This is a genomic window from Streptomyces sp. NPDC085937, assembly GCF_044540535.1.
Lineage (GTDB): Bacteria > Actinomycetota > Actinomycetes > Streptomycetales > Streptomycetaceae > Streptomyces.
The window spans coordinates 78,535-93,432 of the sequence record NZ_JBITSH010000011.1 but is presented as its reverse complement, the minus strand read 5'-3'; the positions used below and the strand labels follow the sequence as shown (position 1 = coordinate 93,432).

The window sequence follows — 14,898 nt, the reverse complement described above, 5'->3', positions numbered from 1 at the left end:
GAGCCCCCGGACTTCGGCTGAGAGCCCCCGCACTCGGGCTGAGAGCCCGGGACTTCGGGTGAGCCCCCGGACATCGGCCGAGAGCGCCCGGACTACGGCTGAGAGGCCCGGATCTCGGCTGAGGTCCGCCGGACATCCGGTTGAGGGCCGTCGACCGGCGGGTGCCGGTCGACGGTCGCGCGGCGTTCCGCGTCATGCGGCCCGGGGCGAACCCTCGGGGCCGGAGGGAGGGGCCCTCCCGGGACGGCGAACCGGGAGGGCGGTACGGACGGCTGAGGCGTCAGCCGTTGCGGGGGGTCGGGAAGGCCGTGGGGCGCGGGTCGTCGCGGAGGGACGGGCTGCCCGCCGTCGGCTGGGTCGGCATGGAGCGGGCCGCGGGCACCGTGGGGACGGTGGTGACACCCGTGCCCACGTTGACCGTGCGGGTGGTGGACGCCTCCGGGGTCCGCTCGCCCTCGGCGGGGGCCGCCGCCTGCGCGGTCGCCCGGCGGGCGCCGTACCGGCGGTGCACCGCCTGCTTGGTGACCCCGAGGGCGGAGCCCACCGCGTCCCACGAGAAGCCGAGGGAACGGTCGAAGTCCACGGCGGCCGTGACCAGGGTCTCGACGCTGTCCCGCAGCTCCTGGGCGAGACGGACGGTCGGGGCGGGGGCGCGTCCGTAGACGACGAAGCCCGTGGAGGGGCCGGAGCGGCGCGGGCGGTAGACGTTGCCGAGCTGGGCGGTGAGCGTGCGCAGTGCGTCCACCTGCCGGCGGACCCGCTCGATGTCCCGCACCAGCAAGTGCAGGCTGGCCCGAGCCTGGGCGTCGTGGGTTGCGTGGTCGGCCATGAACAAGCCTCTCGAACCGGCGTTGAAAGGGATGGACCCTGTCGGGGCCCGTGGTCAACTCTTTCTTGACCAACGCCGATTCGGTCCACGGGTCACGGGCCAGGGGCGCGGCGGCATATGCGTACGCCCCTGCGAGGGCCACCTCGTACGGTGAGGCCCCCAGCTCGAAACGTTCCTGCACCGCAGGGGCGGCGTGCCGGGCGCGGCATGTCGTCCCCGCGTCCGCGGGGGAGGGCCGCCCCATAGACTGGTGCGTCGCCCGAACGTTCCCGCCCGAGAGGCCCTCAGCACCCCATGAAGCTCGTCTTCGCCGGTACCCCCGAGGTCGCCGTTCCCGCACTGGACGCTCTTCTCGCCTCCGGGCGGCACGAGGTCGCCGCCGTCGTGACGCGGCCCGACGCGCCCGCCGGCCGTGGCCGCAGGCTCGTCGCCTCGCCCGTCGCCGAGCGCGCGGAGGAGGCCGGGATCGAGGTGCTGAAGCCCGCGAAGCCCCGCGACCCCGAGTTCCTGGAGCGGCTCACCGAGATCGCACCGGACTGCTGCCCCGTCGTCGCCTACGGCGCCCTGCTGCCGCGGGTCGCCCTCGACATCCCCGCCCACGGCTGGGTCAACCTGCACTTCTCCCTGCTGCCCGCCTGGCGCGGAGCCGCCCCTGTGCAGCACGCGATCATGGCGGGCGACGAGATCACCGGCGCCAGCACCTTCCTGATCGAGGAGGGCCTGGACTCGGGGCCGGTCTACGGCACCGTCACCGAGGAGATCCGACCCACCGACACCAGCGGCGACCTTCTCACCCGGCTCGCCTTCGCGGGCTCCGGGCTGCTCGCCGCGACCATGGACGGCATCGAGGACGGCACCCTGAAGGCCGTGCCGCAGCCCGCCGACGGCGTCAGCCTGGCCCCCAAGGTCAACGTCGAGGACGCCCGTGTGGACTGGGGAACCCCGGCGCTGCGCGTCGACCGGGTCGTCCGTGGCTGCACGCCCGCGCCCGGCGCCTGGACCACCTTCCGCGGCGAGCGGCTGAAGATCGTCCAGGCCGTGCCGGTACCGGACCGGACCGACCTCGCCCCCGGGCAGCTGCACGCGGGGAAGAACAACGTGTACGTCGGGACCGGTTCGTACGCCGTGGAGCTGCTGTGGGTGCAGGCCCAGGGCAAGAAGCCGATGCGCGCCGCCGACTGGGCGCGCGGGGTGCGGATCGCGGCCGGGGAGACCCTCGGCGACTGACGCCCCCGGCTGCTCCACGACGTAGGCTGGAGCGCGCACTTCACCCCACATCCGGAGCACCTTTTACGTGAGCGACCAGCCCCGTCGGCCCCGCAGGCCCGCCAAGCCCTACCGCCGCCCCAAGAAGGACCCCGTCCGCATCCTCGCCTTCGAGGCGCTGCGGGCCGTGGACGAGCGTGACGCGTACGCCAACCTCGTCCTGCCCCCGCTGCTGCGCAAGGCGCGCGAGAGCGAGGGACCCGAGAAGTTCGACGCGCGGGACGCGGCGCTCGCCACCGAGCTGGTGTACGGCACCCTCCGCCGCCAGGGCACCTACGACGCCGTCATCGCGGCCTGCGTCGACCGCCCGCTGCGCGAGGTGGACCCGCCGGTGCTCGACGTGCTGAGCCTCGGCGCCCACCAGCTCCTCGGCACGCGGATCCCGACGCACGCCGCCGTGTCCGCCACCGTGGAACTGGCCCGGGTGGTGCTCGGCGACGGGCGCGCCAAGTTCGTCAACGCCGTGCTGCGCAAGATCGCCCAGGACGACCTGGACGGCTGGCTGGAGCGGGTCGCGCCGCCCTACGACGAGGACCCCGAGGACCACCTCGCGGTCGTGCACTCGCACCCCCGCTGGGTGGTCTCCGCGCTGTGGGACTCCCTCGGCGGCGGACGCGCCGGCGTCGAGGAGCTGCTGCGCGCCGACAACGAACGGCCCGAGGTGACGCTGGTCGCCCGTCCCGGGAGGGCCACCGCCGACGAGTTGCTCGCCGAGGAGGCCGCCGTCCCCGGCCGCTGGTCCCCGTACGCGGTGCGGCTCACCGAGGGCGGGGAGCCCGGCGCGGTCCCGGCGGTCGCCGAGGGGCGGGCCGGCGTGCAGGACGAGGGCAGCCAGCTGGTCGCTCTCGCGCTCGCGGCGGCGCCCGTCGAGGGGCCGGACCGCCGGTGGCTGGACGCGTGCGCGGGTCCCGGGGGCAAGGCGGCGCTGCTCGGCGCGATCGCCGCCGAGCGCGGTGCCATGCTGCTCGCCTCCGAGAAGCAGCCGCACCGGGCGGGCCTGGTCGCCAAGGCGCTGGCCGGCAACCCCGGGCCGTACCAGGTGGTCGCCGCCGACGGGACCCGGCCGCCGTGGCGGCCCGGCAGCTTCGACCGGGTGCTGGTCGACGTGCCGTGCACCGGTCTGGGCGCGCTGCGGCGCCGGCCCGAGGCGCGGTGGCGGCGCCGCCCCGAGGACCTCGACGGCTTCGCGCCCCTGCAGCGCGGACTGCTGCGCACCGCGCTGGAGTCCGTACGGGTCGGCGGTGTCGTCGGCTACGCGACCTGCTCGCCGCACCTCGCGGAGACGCGGGCCGTGGTGGCGGACCTGCTCAAGCAGTTCCCGGACGCCGAACTGATCGACGCCCGCCCGCTCCTCCCGGACGTCCCGTACCTCGGCGAGGGCCCGGACATCCAGCTCTGGCCCCACCTCCATGGCACCGACGCGATGTACCTGGCGCTGCTGCGCCGCACGGCCTGACCCGGAGGACGCGGACGCCCTCCCCTCCCCCTCCCGGCGGGAGCCGCCCACACCGTGGCGCACCGAGCCCGGCCGCGGGTCCTCGCCGCGGCAGCACGTCATGAGCAGCGGTCCTCCCGCCGCGCACGTGTCCTGCCCGCGGCGGAGCCGGTGGTGGCCCCGGACGGCGGGGCGCGACATCCGGCATCCCCCGGCCGACGACCGGGGCGGCCGTCCGCGCCGACAGCGGACGGGCGGCGGGACGCCCGGGGCAGCGGGTGGGGGCGAGGGCTGATCACCTGCCCGTTGGGCGCGCCACCCCATGGGTGGCGCCCAAGCGGGGCCGGGCGACCCGCCGCGGCGGTGCGGATCTCCGTGTCGCCGCCCCCCGTTGACCAGTCCCCGGACCGTTGGTACCGCCGCGCGGCGCAGCGCATACGCTGGGGGCATGGCCCCGCAGATCAGCCCCAGCATCCTGTCCGCCGACTTCGCCCGGCTCGCTGACGAGGCGAAAGCCGTGGAGGGAGCCGACTGGCTCCACGTCGACGTGATGGACAATCACTTCGTCCCCAACCTGACCCTCGGCGTGCCGGTCGTGGAATCGCTCGCCCGCGCGACGGACACGCCGCTGGACTGCCATCTGATGATCGAGGCGCCCGACCGCTGGGCGCCGCAGTTCGTGGAGGCGGGGGCCTCTTCCGTCACCTTCCACGTCGAGGCCGCCACCGCGCCGGTCCGGCTCGCCCGGGAGATCCGCGCCAAGGGCGCCCGCGCGTCCATGGCCCTGCGGCCCGCCACGCCGATCGAGCCGTACGAGGACCTGCTGCCCGAGCTGGACATGCTGCTGATCATGACGGTCGAGCCGGGCTTCGGCGGGCAGGCGTTCCTCGACATCATGCTGCCGAAGATCCGTCGCACCCGTGAACTGATCAGCAAGCACGGTCTGCAGCTGTGGCTGCAGGTCGACGGCGGTGTCTCGGCCTCGACCATCGAGCGGTGCGCCGACGCCGGCGCGGACGTCTTCGTCGCGGGCTCCGCGGTGTACGGGGCGTCGGACCCGGCCGAGGCGGTCCGTGCCCTGCGCGAACAGGCGGAGGCGGCGACGTCGAAGGCGTCGTGGTTGCACGACCACTGAGCGTCATGTACGTGAACGGCGGTCAGCAGGGCTGATCGACAGCGCCGGATCTGCGAGGATGAACGGCGAGTCCAGAGTGTGAACAGCAGTGAGGAGAGCGCCGTGTCGGGTATGTCGGCGGGCCGGTCAGCCATGCGGATGGGACCCGCTGAGCTGGTGCAGGCGGCGGCCATGGCCCGCCGCTTCTACCTCGAGGGCAAGTCCAAGATCCAGATCGCCGAGGAGTTCGGCGTCAGCCGCTTCAAGGTGGCCCGGGTCCTGGAGACCGCCCTCGAGCGTGATCTGGTACGCATCGAGATCCGCGTGCCCGCCGAACTGGACGCCGAGCGCTCGGACGCGCTCCGCGCCCGCTACGGCCTGCGGCACGCCGTCGTGGTCGAGTCCCCGGCCGAGGCCGAGGAGACCCCCGACCCGGAGAACCTGGGAGAGGTGGCCGCCGACCTGCTCGGCGAGCTGGTCAACGAAGGCGACGTGCTGGGCCTGGCCTGGGGCCGCTCCACCATCCACATGGCGGCGGCCCTCGACCGGCTGCCGCCCTGCACGGTCGTCCAGCTGACCGGCGTGTACGACGCGGGCACCGCCGAGCGTGGCTCGGTGGAGGCCGTGCGCCGCGCCGCCCAGGTGTCCGGCGGCGACGCCCACCCCATCTACGCGCCGATGCTCCTGCCCGACGCCGCCACCGCCGAGGCGCTGCGCCACCAGACGGGCATCGCGCGGGCCTTCGAGTACTTCGACAAGGTCACCGTCGCCTGTGTGTCCATCGGCTCCTGGGAGCCGGGCATCTCCACCGTGCACGACATGCTCAGCGACGAGGAGCGGGCGCACTACGCCTCCCTCGGCGTCGCCGCCGAGATGTCCGCCCACCTCTTCGACGCCGAGGGCCGCCGCGTCGGCCGCGACCTCGGCGAGCGGTGCATCACGGTCAAGACCGACCAGCTGCGCAAGGTGCCCGAGGTCGTCGCGATCGCCGGCGGACAGCGCAAGGGACCGGCGATCGACGCGGTGCTGCGCTCCGGCCTCGTCACCAGCCTGGTGACCGACACCTCCGCCGCCGACTACCTGATGACCGCGGGACCCGCCCCGCGGTCCTCCCTGAACCGCGCGGACCCGGACGGCCCCTGACGGCGGGTGGGACCGGGAGGGGGCTGGCAGCATCGGCCGCATGATGCTGCGACGCGCCCTCCTCCCGCGTCTCGTGGCCTGCCTGCTGCTCTCCCTGCTGGCGGCCCTGCCGGCGGGCTGCTCCACCGAGGGCGACGACGGCGGGGTGCCGGCGTGGGCCGGGGAACTGCCCACCGTGCAGGCCTCCGACCTGCCCGCCGAGGCCCGCCGCACCCTGGAGCTCATCGACGAGGGCGGCCCCTTCCCCCACGAGCGGGACGGCGTCGTGTTCGGCAACTTCGAGGGGCTGCTGCCGCAGCACGACCGGGGCTACTACCACGAGTACACGGTGCCGACGCCGGGAACGGACGGCCGGGGCGCCCGGCGCATCGTCACCGGCAGGAACGGTGAGACGTACTACACCGACGACCACTACGCATCGTTCAGGGCGGTACTGAGATGACCCAGGACCTCACCGGCCGGCTCGTGGTCCCCGTCGACCTCGACGGGGTGACCGACAAGGCGGGCCTGATGGACCGCTGCGCCCGCGCGCTGGCGCTCCCCGAGTGGTTCGGCCGCAACTGGGACGCCCTGGTGGACTCCCTCGCCGACCACACCGTCTGGCCCGAGGGCGCGGTGGAACGCGGGCTGCTGCTCGTCGTCCGCGGCTGGCGGGCGTACGCGACGGCGCGCCCGGAGGAGTGGGCGACCGCCCAGGAGGTGTTCGCGGAGGCCGCGGACCGCACCCCCTCCCTCACCGTGGCGCTCGCCGTTGGAGGATCCGCCGAGCACCTCCCGGACCAGGCTGGACGATCCGACCGGGGCTGACGTTCCGGTCGCCGTGGGAGAATGAAGTACGTGCTCTTCCCCCTGGCTGACCTGTCCGGGGGCCACCTCTGATCGACTGGGATGTGCAGCACGTGCGTTTCCTCAACGACATCCAGCCCGCGTACGACCTGACGTACGACGACGTCTTCATGGTGCCGAGCCGCTCCGCGGTCGGCTCGCGGCAGGGCGTCGACCTCAGCTCCCCGGACGGCACGGGCACCACCATCCCGCTCGTCGTCGCCAACATGACCGCCATCGCCGGACGCCGCATGGCGGAGACGGTGGCCCGGCGCGGCGGACTCGTCGTCATACCGCAGGACATCCCCATCGAGGTCGTCGCCGAGGTCGTCTCCTGGGTGAAGGGCCGCCACCTGGTGCTGGACACCCCGATCGTGCTGGCCCCGCACCAGACCGTCGCCGACGCGCTGTCCCTGCTGCCCAAGCGGGCGCACAACGCGGGCGTCGTCGTCGACGCGGAGAACCGGCCGGTCGGCGTGGTCACCGACGCCGACCTGTCCGGCGTGGACCGCTTCACCCAGCTCGACGAGGTCATGTCCAAGGACCTGATCCTGCTGGACGCCGAGATGGACCCGCGCGAGGCCTTCAACACCCTGGACGGCGCCAACCGCCGCTACGCGCCCGCCGTGGACGCCGAGGGCCGGCTGGCCGGCATCCTCACCCGCAAGGGCGCCCTGCGCGCCACGCTGTACACGCCCGCCACGGACGCGCGGGGCAAGCTGCGCGTCGCCGCCGCCGTCGGCATCAACGGCGACGTCGCCGGCAAGGCCAAGCAGCTCCTCGAGGCGGGAGTCGACACCCTCGTCATCGACACCGCGCACGGCCACCAGGAGTCGATGATCAACGCCGTGCGGCTGGTGCGCGGACTCGACCCGCAGGTCCCGGTGGTCGCCGGCAACATCGTCTCCGCCGAGGGCGTGCGCGACCTGATCGAGGCCGGCGCGGACATCGTCAAGGTCGGCGTGGGCCCCGGCGCCATGTGCACCACCCGCATGATGACCGGCGTCGGCCGGCCGCAGTTCTCCGCGGTGCTGGAGTGCGCCGCCGAGGCGAAGAAGTACGGCAAGCACGTGTGGGCCGACGGCGGTGTCCGTCACCCGCGCGACGTGGCCATGGCCCTCGCGGCCGGCGCGTCCAACGTGATGATCGGCTCGTGGTTCGCCGGCACCTACGAGTCCCCGGGCGACCTCCAGCACGACGCGAACGGCCGCCCCTACAAGGAGTCGTTCGGCATGGCGTCCGCCCGCGCCGTACGCAACCGCACCTCCGAGGAGTCCGCCTACGACCGCGCCCGCAAGGCGCTGTTCGAGGAGGGGATCTCCACCTCCCGCATGTTCCTCGACCCGGAGCGCCCCGGTGTCGAGGACCTGATCGACTCGATCATCGCGGGCGTCCGCTCCTCCTGCACCTACGCCGGTGCCGGCTCGCTGGAGGAATTCGCCGAGAAGGCCGTCGTCGGCATCCAGAGCGCGGCCGGTTACGCGGAGGGCAAGCCGCTGCACGCCAGCTGGAGCTGACCCCGCGCCGGGAGAGGCGGGTGTGGAACGGCCCACACGGCCGGCGCAACGAACACCCGCCTCACCTCGAGGAACGCAATGGTCTTGCGGTGGTGCGCAAGGTTGCTGCATTTCAGCAGCAACGAAGAACCTCGTAGTGTTACGCGCTGTACGTGTGTGGCGGGGACCCCGCTCGACGGGTCCCGGCTGTCGCGGGGTGCCGTCGGTCCCCGGCCGCGGAAGCCCGGCAGCGATCAAGGAGTCAGCGCGTGCTCGACCAGGGCGCACCCTCGCACGACGGCGGTCCCTCCGCCCCGCAGTCATCGGGCATCGGCATGCGCCTGATGCGCCGCAAGCCCGTGGAACGCCTGGTCGCCGAGGGTGGCCAGGGCGAGGGCGGCACGCTGCGGCGGTCCCTCGGGCTGTGGCAGCTGACCATGATCAGCATCGGTGCCACGCTCGGCACCGGCATCTTCGTCGTCCTCGGCGAGGCCGTCCCCAAGGCCGGACCGGCGGTCACGCTGTCCTTCGTGATCGCCGGTCTGACGGCCCTCTTCTCCGCCCTCTCGTACGCCGAACTGGCCGGCACGATTCCCGTCTCCGGTTCCTCCTACTCGTATGCGTACGCAACGATGGGCGAACTGATCGCCTGGGTCTGCGGCTGGTGCCTGATGCTGGAGTACGGCGTCTCGGTCGCCGCCGTCGCCGTGGGCTGGGGCGAGTACCTCAACGAGCTCCTCGACGGCACCATCGGCGTCACCTTGCCCGCGGCGCTCTCCGCCCCGCCCGGTGACGGCGGCGTGTTCAACGCGCCCGCGCTGATCGTCGTCCTGCTCGCCATGGCGTTCCTGCTGGGCGGCGCCCGCGAGTCCGCCCGCGCCAACACCGTCATGGTCCTCGTGAAGATCGGCGCCCTGGTGCTGTTCTGCGCCATCGGCGTCCAGGGCTTCCGCTCCGGCAACTACGAGAACTTCATGCCGCTCGGCATGGCCGGAGTCAGCGCCGCCGGAGCCACCCTGTTCTTCTCCTACATCGGCTTCGACGCCGCCTCCACCGCCGGTGAGGAGGCGAAGAACGCCCAGCGTGACCTGCCCCGCGCCATCCTGCTGTCGCTCGCCATCATCACCGCGCTGTACGTCCTGGTCGCCGCCGTCGCCGTGGGCGCCAAGCCGTGGCGGCAGTTCACCGACTCCGAGGCGACCCTCGCCCAGATCATGCGCGAGGTCACCGGCCAGAGCTTCTGGGGCACCCTGCTGGCGTTCTGCGCCGTCATCGCCATCGCGAGCGTCGTCCTGACCGTGCTCTACGGCCAGACCCGCATCCTGTTCGCCATGTCCCGGGACGGACTGGTGCCCAAGGTGTTCGCGCGGGTCAGCCCGCGCAGCGGCACGCCCCGCGCCAACACCCTGATCGTCTCCGTGTTCTGTGGTGTGCTGGCCGCCGCCGTCCCGCTCGGCCAGCTCGCCGACGCCACCAGCATCGGCACCCTCTTCGCCTTCGCGCTGGTCAACGTGGCCGTGGTGGTGCTGCGCCGCAGCCGCCCCGACATGCCGCGCACCTTCCGCGTGCCGCTGTCCCCGCTGCTGCCCGCCATCGGCTTCGGCCTCTGCCTGTGGATGATGGGCAGCCTGTCCACCGTCACCTGGGTGGTCTTCGGTGTCTGGATGGCCGTCGGCCTCGTGTTCTACTTCCTCTACGGCTACCGCCGCTCCCGGCTCGCCGTCCCCGCCGCACCAGAAGCGAAGTGAACCACCCGCAGTGCTGAACGATCTCGACGAACGCATCGTGCACGCCCTCGCCGAGGACGCCCGCCGCTCCTACGCGGACATCGGCCAGCTCGTCGGCCTGTCCGCGCCCGCCGTGAAACGGCGCGTGGACCGGCTGCGCGCCACCGGGGCCATCACCGGCTTCACCGTACGGGTGGACCCCGCGGCCCTCGGCTGGCAGACGGAGGGGTTCGTCGAGATCTACTGCCGCAGCAACACCTCCCCGGAGACCATCCAGCGGGGTCTGGAGCGCTACCAGGAGGTCGTCGCCGCCTCCACCGTCACCGGTGACGCGGACGCGGTCGCCCAGGTCTTCGCCTCCGACATGCGCCACTTCGAACGCGTGCTGGAGCGCATCGCCGGCGAGCCCTTCGTCGAGCGCACCAAGTCCGTGCTGGTGCTGTCCCCGCTGTTGCGGCGGTTCTCGTCCGGCTCGCCGACCTAGGCCGTGACAAGGGGGTCGTCCACGACGGACGGCCCGCCGGCCTTGGCGGGCCGTCCCCGCGTAAGGGTCGCTGAATCGGCGTAATCTGGGGCATATGCGGCAGCCCTCCGACTCCGGTGCGGTGGCCGGTGAGCCCGAAGGGCCGGATCCGGTCTTCGTCGACGCGTCCGGCCGACGGGCCCGGCTGCTGCGGCGGGCCGGATACGGCGCCGCAGGACTGGCCGCCGGATATCTGGGCGTGCTCGCGCTGAGCCTGATGGGTGCGACCCCGTTCGCCCCGGAGGCCCTGCTGCCGCCCCTGCCCGGTGAGTCCTCCCCGACGGCGCCGCAGCGCCAGGACGCCGAGGGCGGCGACGCCCGGCCGCCCGAGGAAGCCGGGGCCGCCGTGGGGCCGGGTACGCCACTCATCCCGCTCGTCGTCGGCGCGGACCCCGCGGGCTCCCTGCTGCTGCCGCCCGGCGCCGAGCCCGGCAGTGTCGCCGGAGTGCCGGTGGAGCCGCCGGACGCGGGCGGGGTCGAGGTCACGGACGGGTCGGCGCCCGCCGAGGAGCCCGGCGACGCCGAGGAACCGGGTGCGCCCGAGGAACCGCAGGAACCGGGCGACGGTGAGCCGTCCGCGCCCGGCGACGGCGGTGACTCCGAGGCCCCGCCGCCCGCCACCGACGAGCCGTCCGGGCCCGGTACGGACGACCCACCCGAACCGCCCGGGACGCCTCAGCCCACGCCCGAGGCGCCGTCCGAGAACCCCGGAGCCTCCCTGCCCGACGACCCGCCGGCCGCCGGGACCCCCTGATGCGGGGGCGACCGCGCCGCCCGGCCGGTCCACCGCCCGCGACACCCGAGCCGCGGCGGCGCTGGTTGCGCATCATGGTGCCGCTGGTGCTGCTGGCCTTCGTCGTCTCCGTCCTCGCCGTCGAGGGATACACCTCCCGAGGCTTCGCCGGGGACCAGGAGGGCCGCGGGGAGCGGGCCGGACGGAGCGGGGCGGGCGTGCCCCCGGAGGTCGCGGGCGGGGGACCGGTCGTCGACGCGGGCCACGATCCGCCGCGCACCTACCGGGCCCCGGCCCGGACGGTCGTGCTGACCTTCGACGACGGACCCGACCCCGCGTGGACGCCCCGGATCCGCGAGGTCCTCGACCGCAACGACGTGCCCGGCACGTTCTTCGTCACCGGACGGCAGACCGCCCGCCACCCCGACCTCGTACGGGACCTGATCCGCTCGGGACACGAGATCGGGGTGCACACCTTCTCCCACCCCGACCTGGCCACGCAGTCCGAGGACGCGGTGGACCGGGAGCTCGCGTTCACCCAGCTCGCCCTCGCCGGGGCCGCGGGCGTCCACAGCTCGCTCGTGCGGATGCCGTACTCCTCGACCACCGGCGCCCTGGACGGCCCCTCCTGGTCCGTCGCCCGGCACCTCGGGGAGAAGGGGTACGTGCTGGCCTTCGTCGACCAGGACACCCGCGACTGGAGCCGGCCCGGCGCCCGGGCCATCGCCGACGCGGCCGTCCCCGAGGTGCCCGGCCGGGGCACGATCGTGCTGCTCCACGACTCCGGAGGCGACCGCTCGCAGACCGTGCGGGCGCTGGAGACGCTGGTGCCGCGGCTCAAGGCGGACGGCTACCGCTTCTCCACGGTCGCCGAACTGGTGGGCGTCGAACGCCTCACGGGCGGTGTCGACACCGCGGAGCGGTGGCGGGGGTGGGTGTTCGTGACCGCCGTGACCGTGTCGGGGACGACGGTGTCCGTGCTGGGCGCGCTGCTCCTGGTCGTCGGGGGGCTGGTGCTCGCGCGGTGCGTGGTGATGCTGGGGCTGGCGCACCGTCATGCGCGGCTTGCGCGGCGGCGTCCGCGCGCCGGGCCGGTGCCGCCCGTCGCCGGGCCGCCGGTCACCGGGCCGCCGGTCAGCGTGGTCGTGCCCGCGTACAACGAAGTCGTGTGCGTCGGCAAGACGCTGCGGTCGCTGGTCGCGAGCGACTGCCCGGTGGAGATCATCGTCGTGGACGACGGCTCCGACGACGGGACCGCCGATGCCGCGGAGGCGCTGGGGCTGCCCGGGGTGACCGTGGTGCGCACGCCCAACCGGGGCAAGGCCGCCGCGCTGAACACCGGTGTACTGCACGCCTCGCACGGAATCGTCGTCATGCTCGACGCCGACACCGTCTTCGAGCCCTCGACCGTCCGGGAGCTGGTCGAGCCGTTCGCCGACCCGTCCGTCGGCGCCACCGCCGGCAACGCCAAGGTCGGCAACCGGCACGGCATGCTCGGCCGCTGGCAGCACATCGAGTACGTCATGGGGTTCAACCTCGACCGGCGCATGTACGACCTGCTGCGGTGCATGCCGACCGTGCCCGGCGCCGTCGGGGCCTTCCGCGTCACCGCCCTGCGGGAGGCGGGCATGCTCAGCGGGGACACCCTCGCCGAGGACACCGACATCACCATGGCCCTGCACCGGGCCGGCTGGGACGTCCGCTACGCCGAGCACGCCGTCGCCTGGACCGAGGCGCCGGGATCGCTGCGGCAGCTGTGGCGCCAGCGGTACCGGTGGAGCTACGGCACCATGCAGGCCGCGTGGAAGCACCGGCACGCCCTCGTCGAACGGGGGCACGCGGGGCGGTTCGGGCGGGTGGGGCTGCCGCTGCTGGGGGTGTTCCAGATCCTCACGCCGCTGCTCGCTCCGCTGATCGACCTGCTGACCGTGTACGGGCTGGTGTTCGGGAACCCGCTGCTCACCGCGCTGGCCTGGCTGGGGGTGCTGGCCGTGCAGGGCGTGTGCGCCGCGTACGCCTTCCGTCTCGACGGCGAGCCGCTGCGGCCGTTGTGGGCGTTGCCGTTGCAGCAGGTGGTGTACCGGCAGGTGATGTACCTCGTGCTGGTGCAGGCCTGTCTCACCGCGGTCAGCGGGTACCGGCTGCCGTGGCAGCGGATGAAGCGGAAGGGGAACGTGGTGGTGCCGCCGAGGGGCGGAGGACTACCCTCAGGGGTATGACCTGGCGACATTGATCCATCCGTAGTGCCTCCCGAGGGCCGCCTCGGGCGCCGTTCGACCTCAGTGTCCGGTGTCCGAACCGCCCTTACGGGAAGGCCTCATGACTCTCACGCCCACGCGTGCCGTCGACGTGCGTGTACGTCGGCTGACGACCACGCTGTACGGCTATTCGTTCCTCGAAGAGTTCGTTCTGCTGTACCCGGTGTACGCGCTGCTGTTCAGCGACGCCGGGCTGTCCGTGTGGCAGATCTCGTCCCTGTTCGCCCTGTGGTCCGTCACCGCCGTGGTGCTGGAGGTCCCGTCCGGGGCGTGGGCCGACGCGGTGTCACGACGGCTGTTGCTGGTCGTCGGTCCGCTGCTGACGGGCGCCGGGTTCGCCCTGTGGGTCCTCGTGCCGTCGTACGCCGCCTTCGCGGCGGGATTCGTGCTGTGGGGGATCGGCGGGGCGCTGTGCTCCGGTGCGCTGGAGGCTCTCGTCTACGACGAGCTGGAGCGGGGCGGGGCCTCCGACCGGTACGCGCGCGTGCTGGGGCGGGCGCGGGCGGCGGGGCTCGTCGCCGTGATGGCGGCGATGGGGCTGGCCGGGCCTGTGCTGGCGTGGGGCGGGCATGCGGCCGTGGGGGCGGCGAGTGTGCTGGTGTGTGTGCTGACCTCGGTCTCGGCGCTGAGGTTTCCCGAGCATCGGGTCGCGGGGGATGTGCGGCCGGGGTGGGCCGTGGCGCTGCGGTCCGGGCTGGGTGAGGCGCGACGGGACCGGTCCGTGCGGGGCGCGTTGCTGCTGGTGCCGGCGGTGGCGGCGGTGTGGGGGGCGCTGGACGAGTACACGCCGTTGCTGGTGCGCGAGGCGGGGGTCGCGGATGTGGCCGTGCCGTGGGTGCTGCTGGTGATCTGGGGCGGGGCCACGGCCGGAAGCCTGCTGGCGGGGGAGGGGGAGCGGTTCGGCACGGGCGGGCTCGCTCTGCTCCTGGGCGGGGGCGGCGTCGCCCTGGCGGTGGGCGCCGTCGCCGGGACGGTGGCGGGACTGCTGCTGGTGGCGGTGGCGTTCGGCGCGTTCCAGGCGGCGACCGTGCTGGCGGAGGCGCGCCTGCAGCACCGGATCGAGTCGACGGGGCGGGCGACGCTGACGTCGGTGGCGGGGCTGGGTACGGAGGTCGTGACGCTGACGGTGTTCGCGGGGTACGCGGTGATCGCGTCGGGCCACGGGCACGGTGCGGCGTTCGCGGTGTCGGCGGTGCCGTATGTGGTGCTGGCGGCGGGTCTGGTGGGGGCCGAGGTCCGACGACGCCTGCGGCGTGGGGTTCTGTCGGGTGGGGGTTGAGGTTCTCCGCCTGCGGCGCAGGGTTGCGGTGCGGTGGGGGTTGAGGTTCTACGCCTGCGGCGCAGGGTTGCGGTGCGGTGGGGGGTGACGTCCGACGCCTGCGGCGCAGGGTTGCGGTCCGGTGGGGGCGGGCGTAGCGCCTACGGGCGGTGGGTGGTGCGGGGCCGGGGGGGGGGGGGGGGGGCGCCGGGCGGCGCGGGCGGGGGGGCCGGGGGCCAGCCCGGGCGGGCGCGCCCCCCCCCGGCGGGGGCCCCCCCCCCCCCCCCCCCC

The 14,898-nt window shown here is 74.0% G+C and carries 13 protein-coding genes; 12 read left to right on the top strand and 1 reads right to left on the bottom strand.

Features of this window, described 5'->3' with window-relative positions:
* Nucleotides 1-280: 280 nt before the first annotated feature.
* Nucleotides 281-829 carry a hypothetical protein gene (locus ACIF8S_RS22910; RefSeq protein ID WP_400001337.1) on the bottom strand — a complete coding sequence of 183 codons (549 nt, stop codon included), beginning with the start codon at nucleotides 827-829 and terminating at the stop codon, nucleotides 281-283.
* A gap of 294 nt (nucleotides 830-1,123) precedes the next feature.
* On the opposite strand from ACIF8S_RS22910, the gene fmt reads away from it, so the two are divergent.
* The 12 genes from fmt to ACIF8S_RS22850 all read left to right on the top strand — a co-directional run bounded on the left by fmt (nucleotide 1,124) and on the right by ACIF8S_RS22850 (nucleotide 14,628).
* Nucleotides 1,124-2,056: a methionyl-tRNA formyltransferase gene (fmt, locus tag ACIF8S_RS22905; protein ID WP_400001335.1), complete on the top strand. Its 933-nt coding sequence runs from the start codon at nucleotides 1,124-1,126 to the stop codon at nucleotides 2,054-2,056.
* A 67-nt stretch (nucleotides 2,057-2,123) separates the two neighbouring features.
* A complete protein-coding gene (locus tag ACIF8S_RS22900; protein WP_400001333.1) occupies nucleotides 2,124-3,551 on the top strand; it encodes an RsmB/NOP family class I SAM-dependent RNA methyltransferase in 1,428 nt (475 codons plus the stop codon).
* A 427-nt stretch (nucleotides 3,552-3,978) separates the two neighbouring features.
* Nucleotides 3,979-4,665 (top strand): ribulose-phosphate 3-epimerase, encoded by a 687-nt coding sequence (gene rpe, locus ACIF8S_RS22895; protein WP_400001332.1) that lies wholly within the window; start codon nucleotides 3,979-3,981, stop codon nucleotides 4,663-4,665.
* A 78-nt stretch (nucleotides 4,666-4,743) separates the two neighbouring features.
* Nucleotides 4,744-5,787 (top strand): sugar-binding transcriptional regulator, encoded by a 1,044-nt coding sequence (locus ACIF8S_RS22890; RefSeq protein ID WP_145827884.1) that lies wholly within the window; start codon nucleotides 4,744-4,746, stop codon nucleotides 5,785-5,787.
* Between the two features lie 40 nt (nucleotides 5,788-5,827).
* Entirely contained in the window at nucleotides 5,828-6,229 is a 402-nt protein-coding gene (locus ACIF8S_RS22885; protein WP_400001331.1) for a ribonuclease domain-containing protein, read from the top strand.
* Nucleotides 6,226-6,594 carry a barstar family protein gene (locus tag ACIF8S_RS22880; RefSeq protein WP_349792206.1) on the top strand — a complete coding sequence of 123 codons (369 nt, stop codon included), beginning with the start codon at nucleotides 6,226-6,228 and terminating at the stop codon, nucleotides 6,592-6,594. The genes ACIF8S_RS22885 and ACIF8S_RS22880 overlap by 4 nt, the downstream gene beginning before the upstream one ends.
* Before the next feature lie 92 nt (nucleotides 6,595-6,686).
* Nucleotides 6,687-8,129, top strand: coding sequence for a GuaB1 family IMP dehydrogenase-related protein (locus ACIF8S_RS22875; protein WP_400001577.1), 1,443 nt, complete (start codon nucleotides 6,687-6,689; stop codon nucleotides 8,127-8,129).
* A gap of 248 nt (nucleotides 8,130-8,377) precedes the next feature.
* On the top strand, nucleotides 8,378-9,856 hold the full coding sequence (locus tag ACIF8S_RS22870; RefSeq protein ID WP_400001329.1) for an amino acid permease: 1,479 nt from the start codon (nucleotides 8,378-8,380) through the stop codon (nucleotides 9,854-9,856).
* Nucleotides 9,857-9,866: 10 nt separating this feature from the next.
* Entirely contained in the window at nucleotides 9,867-10,319 is a 453-nt protein-coding gene (locus ACIF8S_RS22865; protein ID WP_215211369.1) for an Lrp/AsnC family transcriptional regulator, read from the top strand.
* A gap of 94 nt (nucleotides 10,320-10,413) precedes the next feature.
* Nucleotides 10,414-11,112 (top strand): hypothetical protein, encoded by a 699-nt coding sequence (locus ACIF8S_RS22860; protein ID WP_400001326.1) that lies wholly within the window; start codon nucleotides 10,414-10,416, stop codon nucleotides 11,110-11,112.
* Between the two features lie 74 nt (nucleotides 11,113-11,186).
* Nucleotides 11,187-13,310 carry a bifunctional polysaccharide deacetylase/glycosyltransferase family 2 protein gene (locus ACIF8S_RS22855; protein WP_400001325.1) on the top strand — a complete coding sequence of 708 codons (2,124 nt, stop codon included), beginning with the start codon at nucleotides 11,187-11,189 and terminating at the stop codon, nucleotides 13,308-13,310.
* Nucleotides 13,311-13,410: 100 nt separating this feature from the next.
* The gene (locus ACIF8S_RS22850; protein ID WP_400001323.1) at nucleotides 13,411-14,628 is read left to right on the top strand and encodes an MFS transporter; all 1,218 of its coding nucleotides are present in this window, start codon (nucleotides 13,411-13,413) and stop codon (nucleotides 14,626-14,628) included.
* The last annotated feature ends 270 nt before the right edge of the window (nucleotides 14,629-14,898 follow it).

What these genes read in the sequence shown, in the direction of transcription:
- ACIF8S_RS22910 (WP_400001337.1), bottom strand. Translation starts at nt 829, where the DNA reads ATGGCCGACCACGCAACCCACGACGCCCAGGCTCGGGCCAGCCTGCAC.
- fmt (WP_400001335.1), top strand. Translation starts at nt 1,124, where the DNA reads ATGAAGCTCGTCTTCGCCGGTACCCCCGAGGTCGCCGTTCCCGCACTG.
- rpe (WP_400001332.1), top strand. Translation starts at nt 3,979, where the DNA reads ATGGCCCCGCAGATCAGCCCCAGCATCCTGTCCGCCGACTTCGCCCGG.
- ACIF8S_RS22885 (WP_400001331.1), top strand. Translation starts at nt 5,828, where the DNA reads ATGATGCTGCGACGCGCCCTCCTCCCGCGTCTCGTGGCCTGCCTGCTG.
- ACIF8S_RS22880 (WP_349792206.1), top strand. Translation starts at nt 6,226, where the DNA reads ATGACCCAGGACCTCACCGGCCGGCTCGTGGTCCCCGTCGACCTCGAC.
- ACIF8S_RS22860 (WP_400001326.1), top strand. Translation starts at nt 10,414, where the DNA reads ATGCGGCAGCCCTCCGACTCCGGTGCGGTGGCCGGTGAGCCCGAAGGG.
- ACIF8S_RS22855 (WP_400001325.1), top strand. Translation starts at nt 11,187, where the DNA reads ATGGTGCCGCTGGTGCTGCTGGCCTTCGTCGTCTCCGTCCTCGCCGTC.
- ACIF8S_RS22850 (WP_400001323.1), top strand. Translation starts at nt 13,411, where the DNA reads ATGACTCTCACGCCCACGCGTGCCGTCGACGTGCGTGTACGTCGGCTG.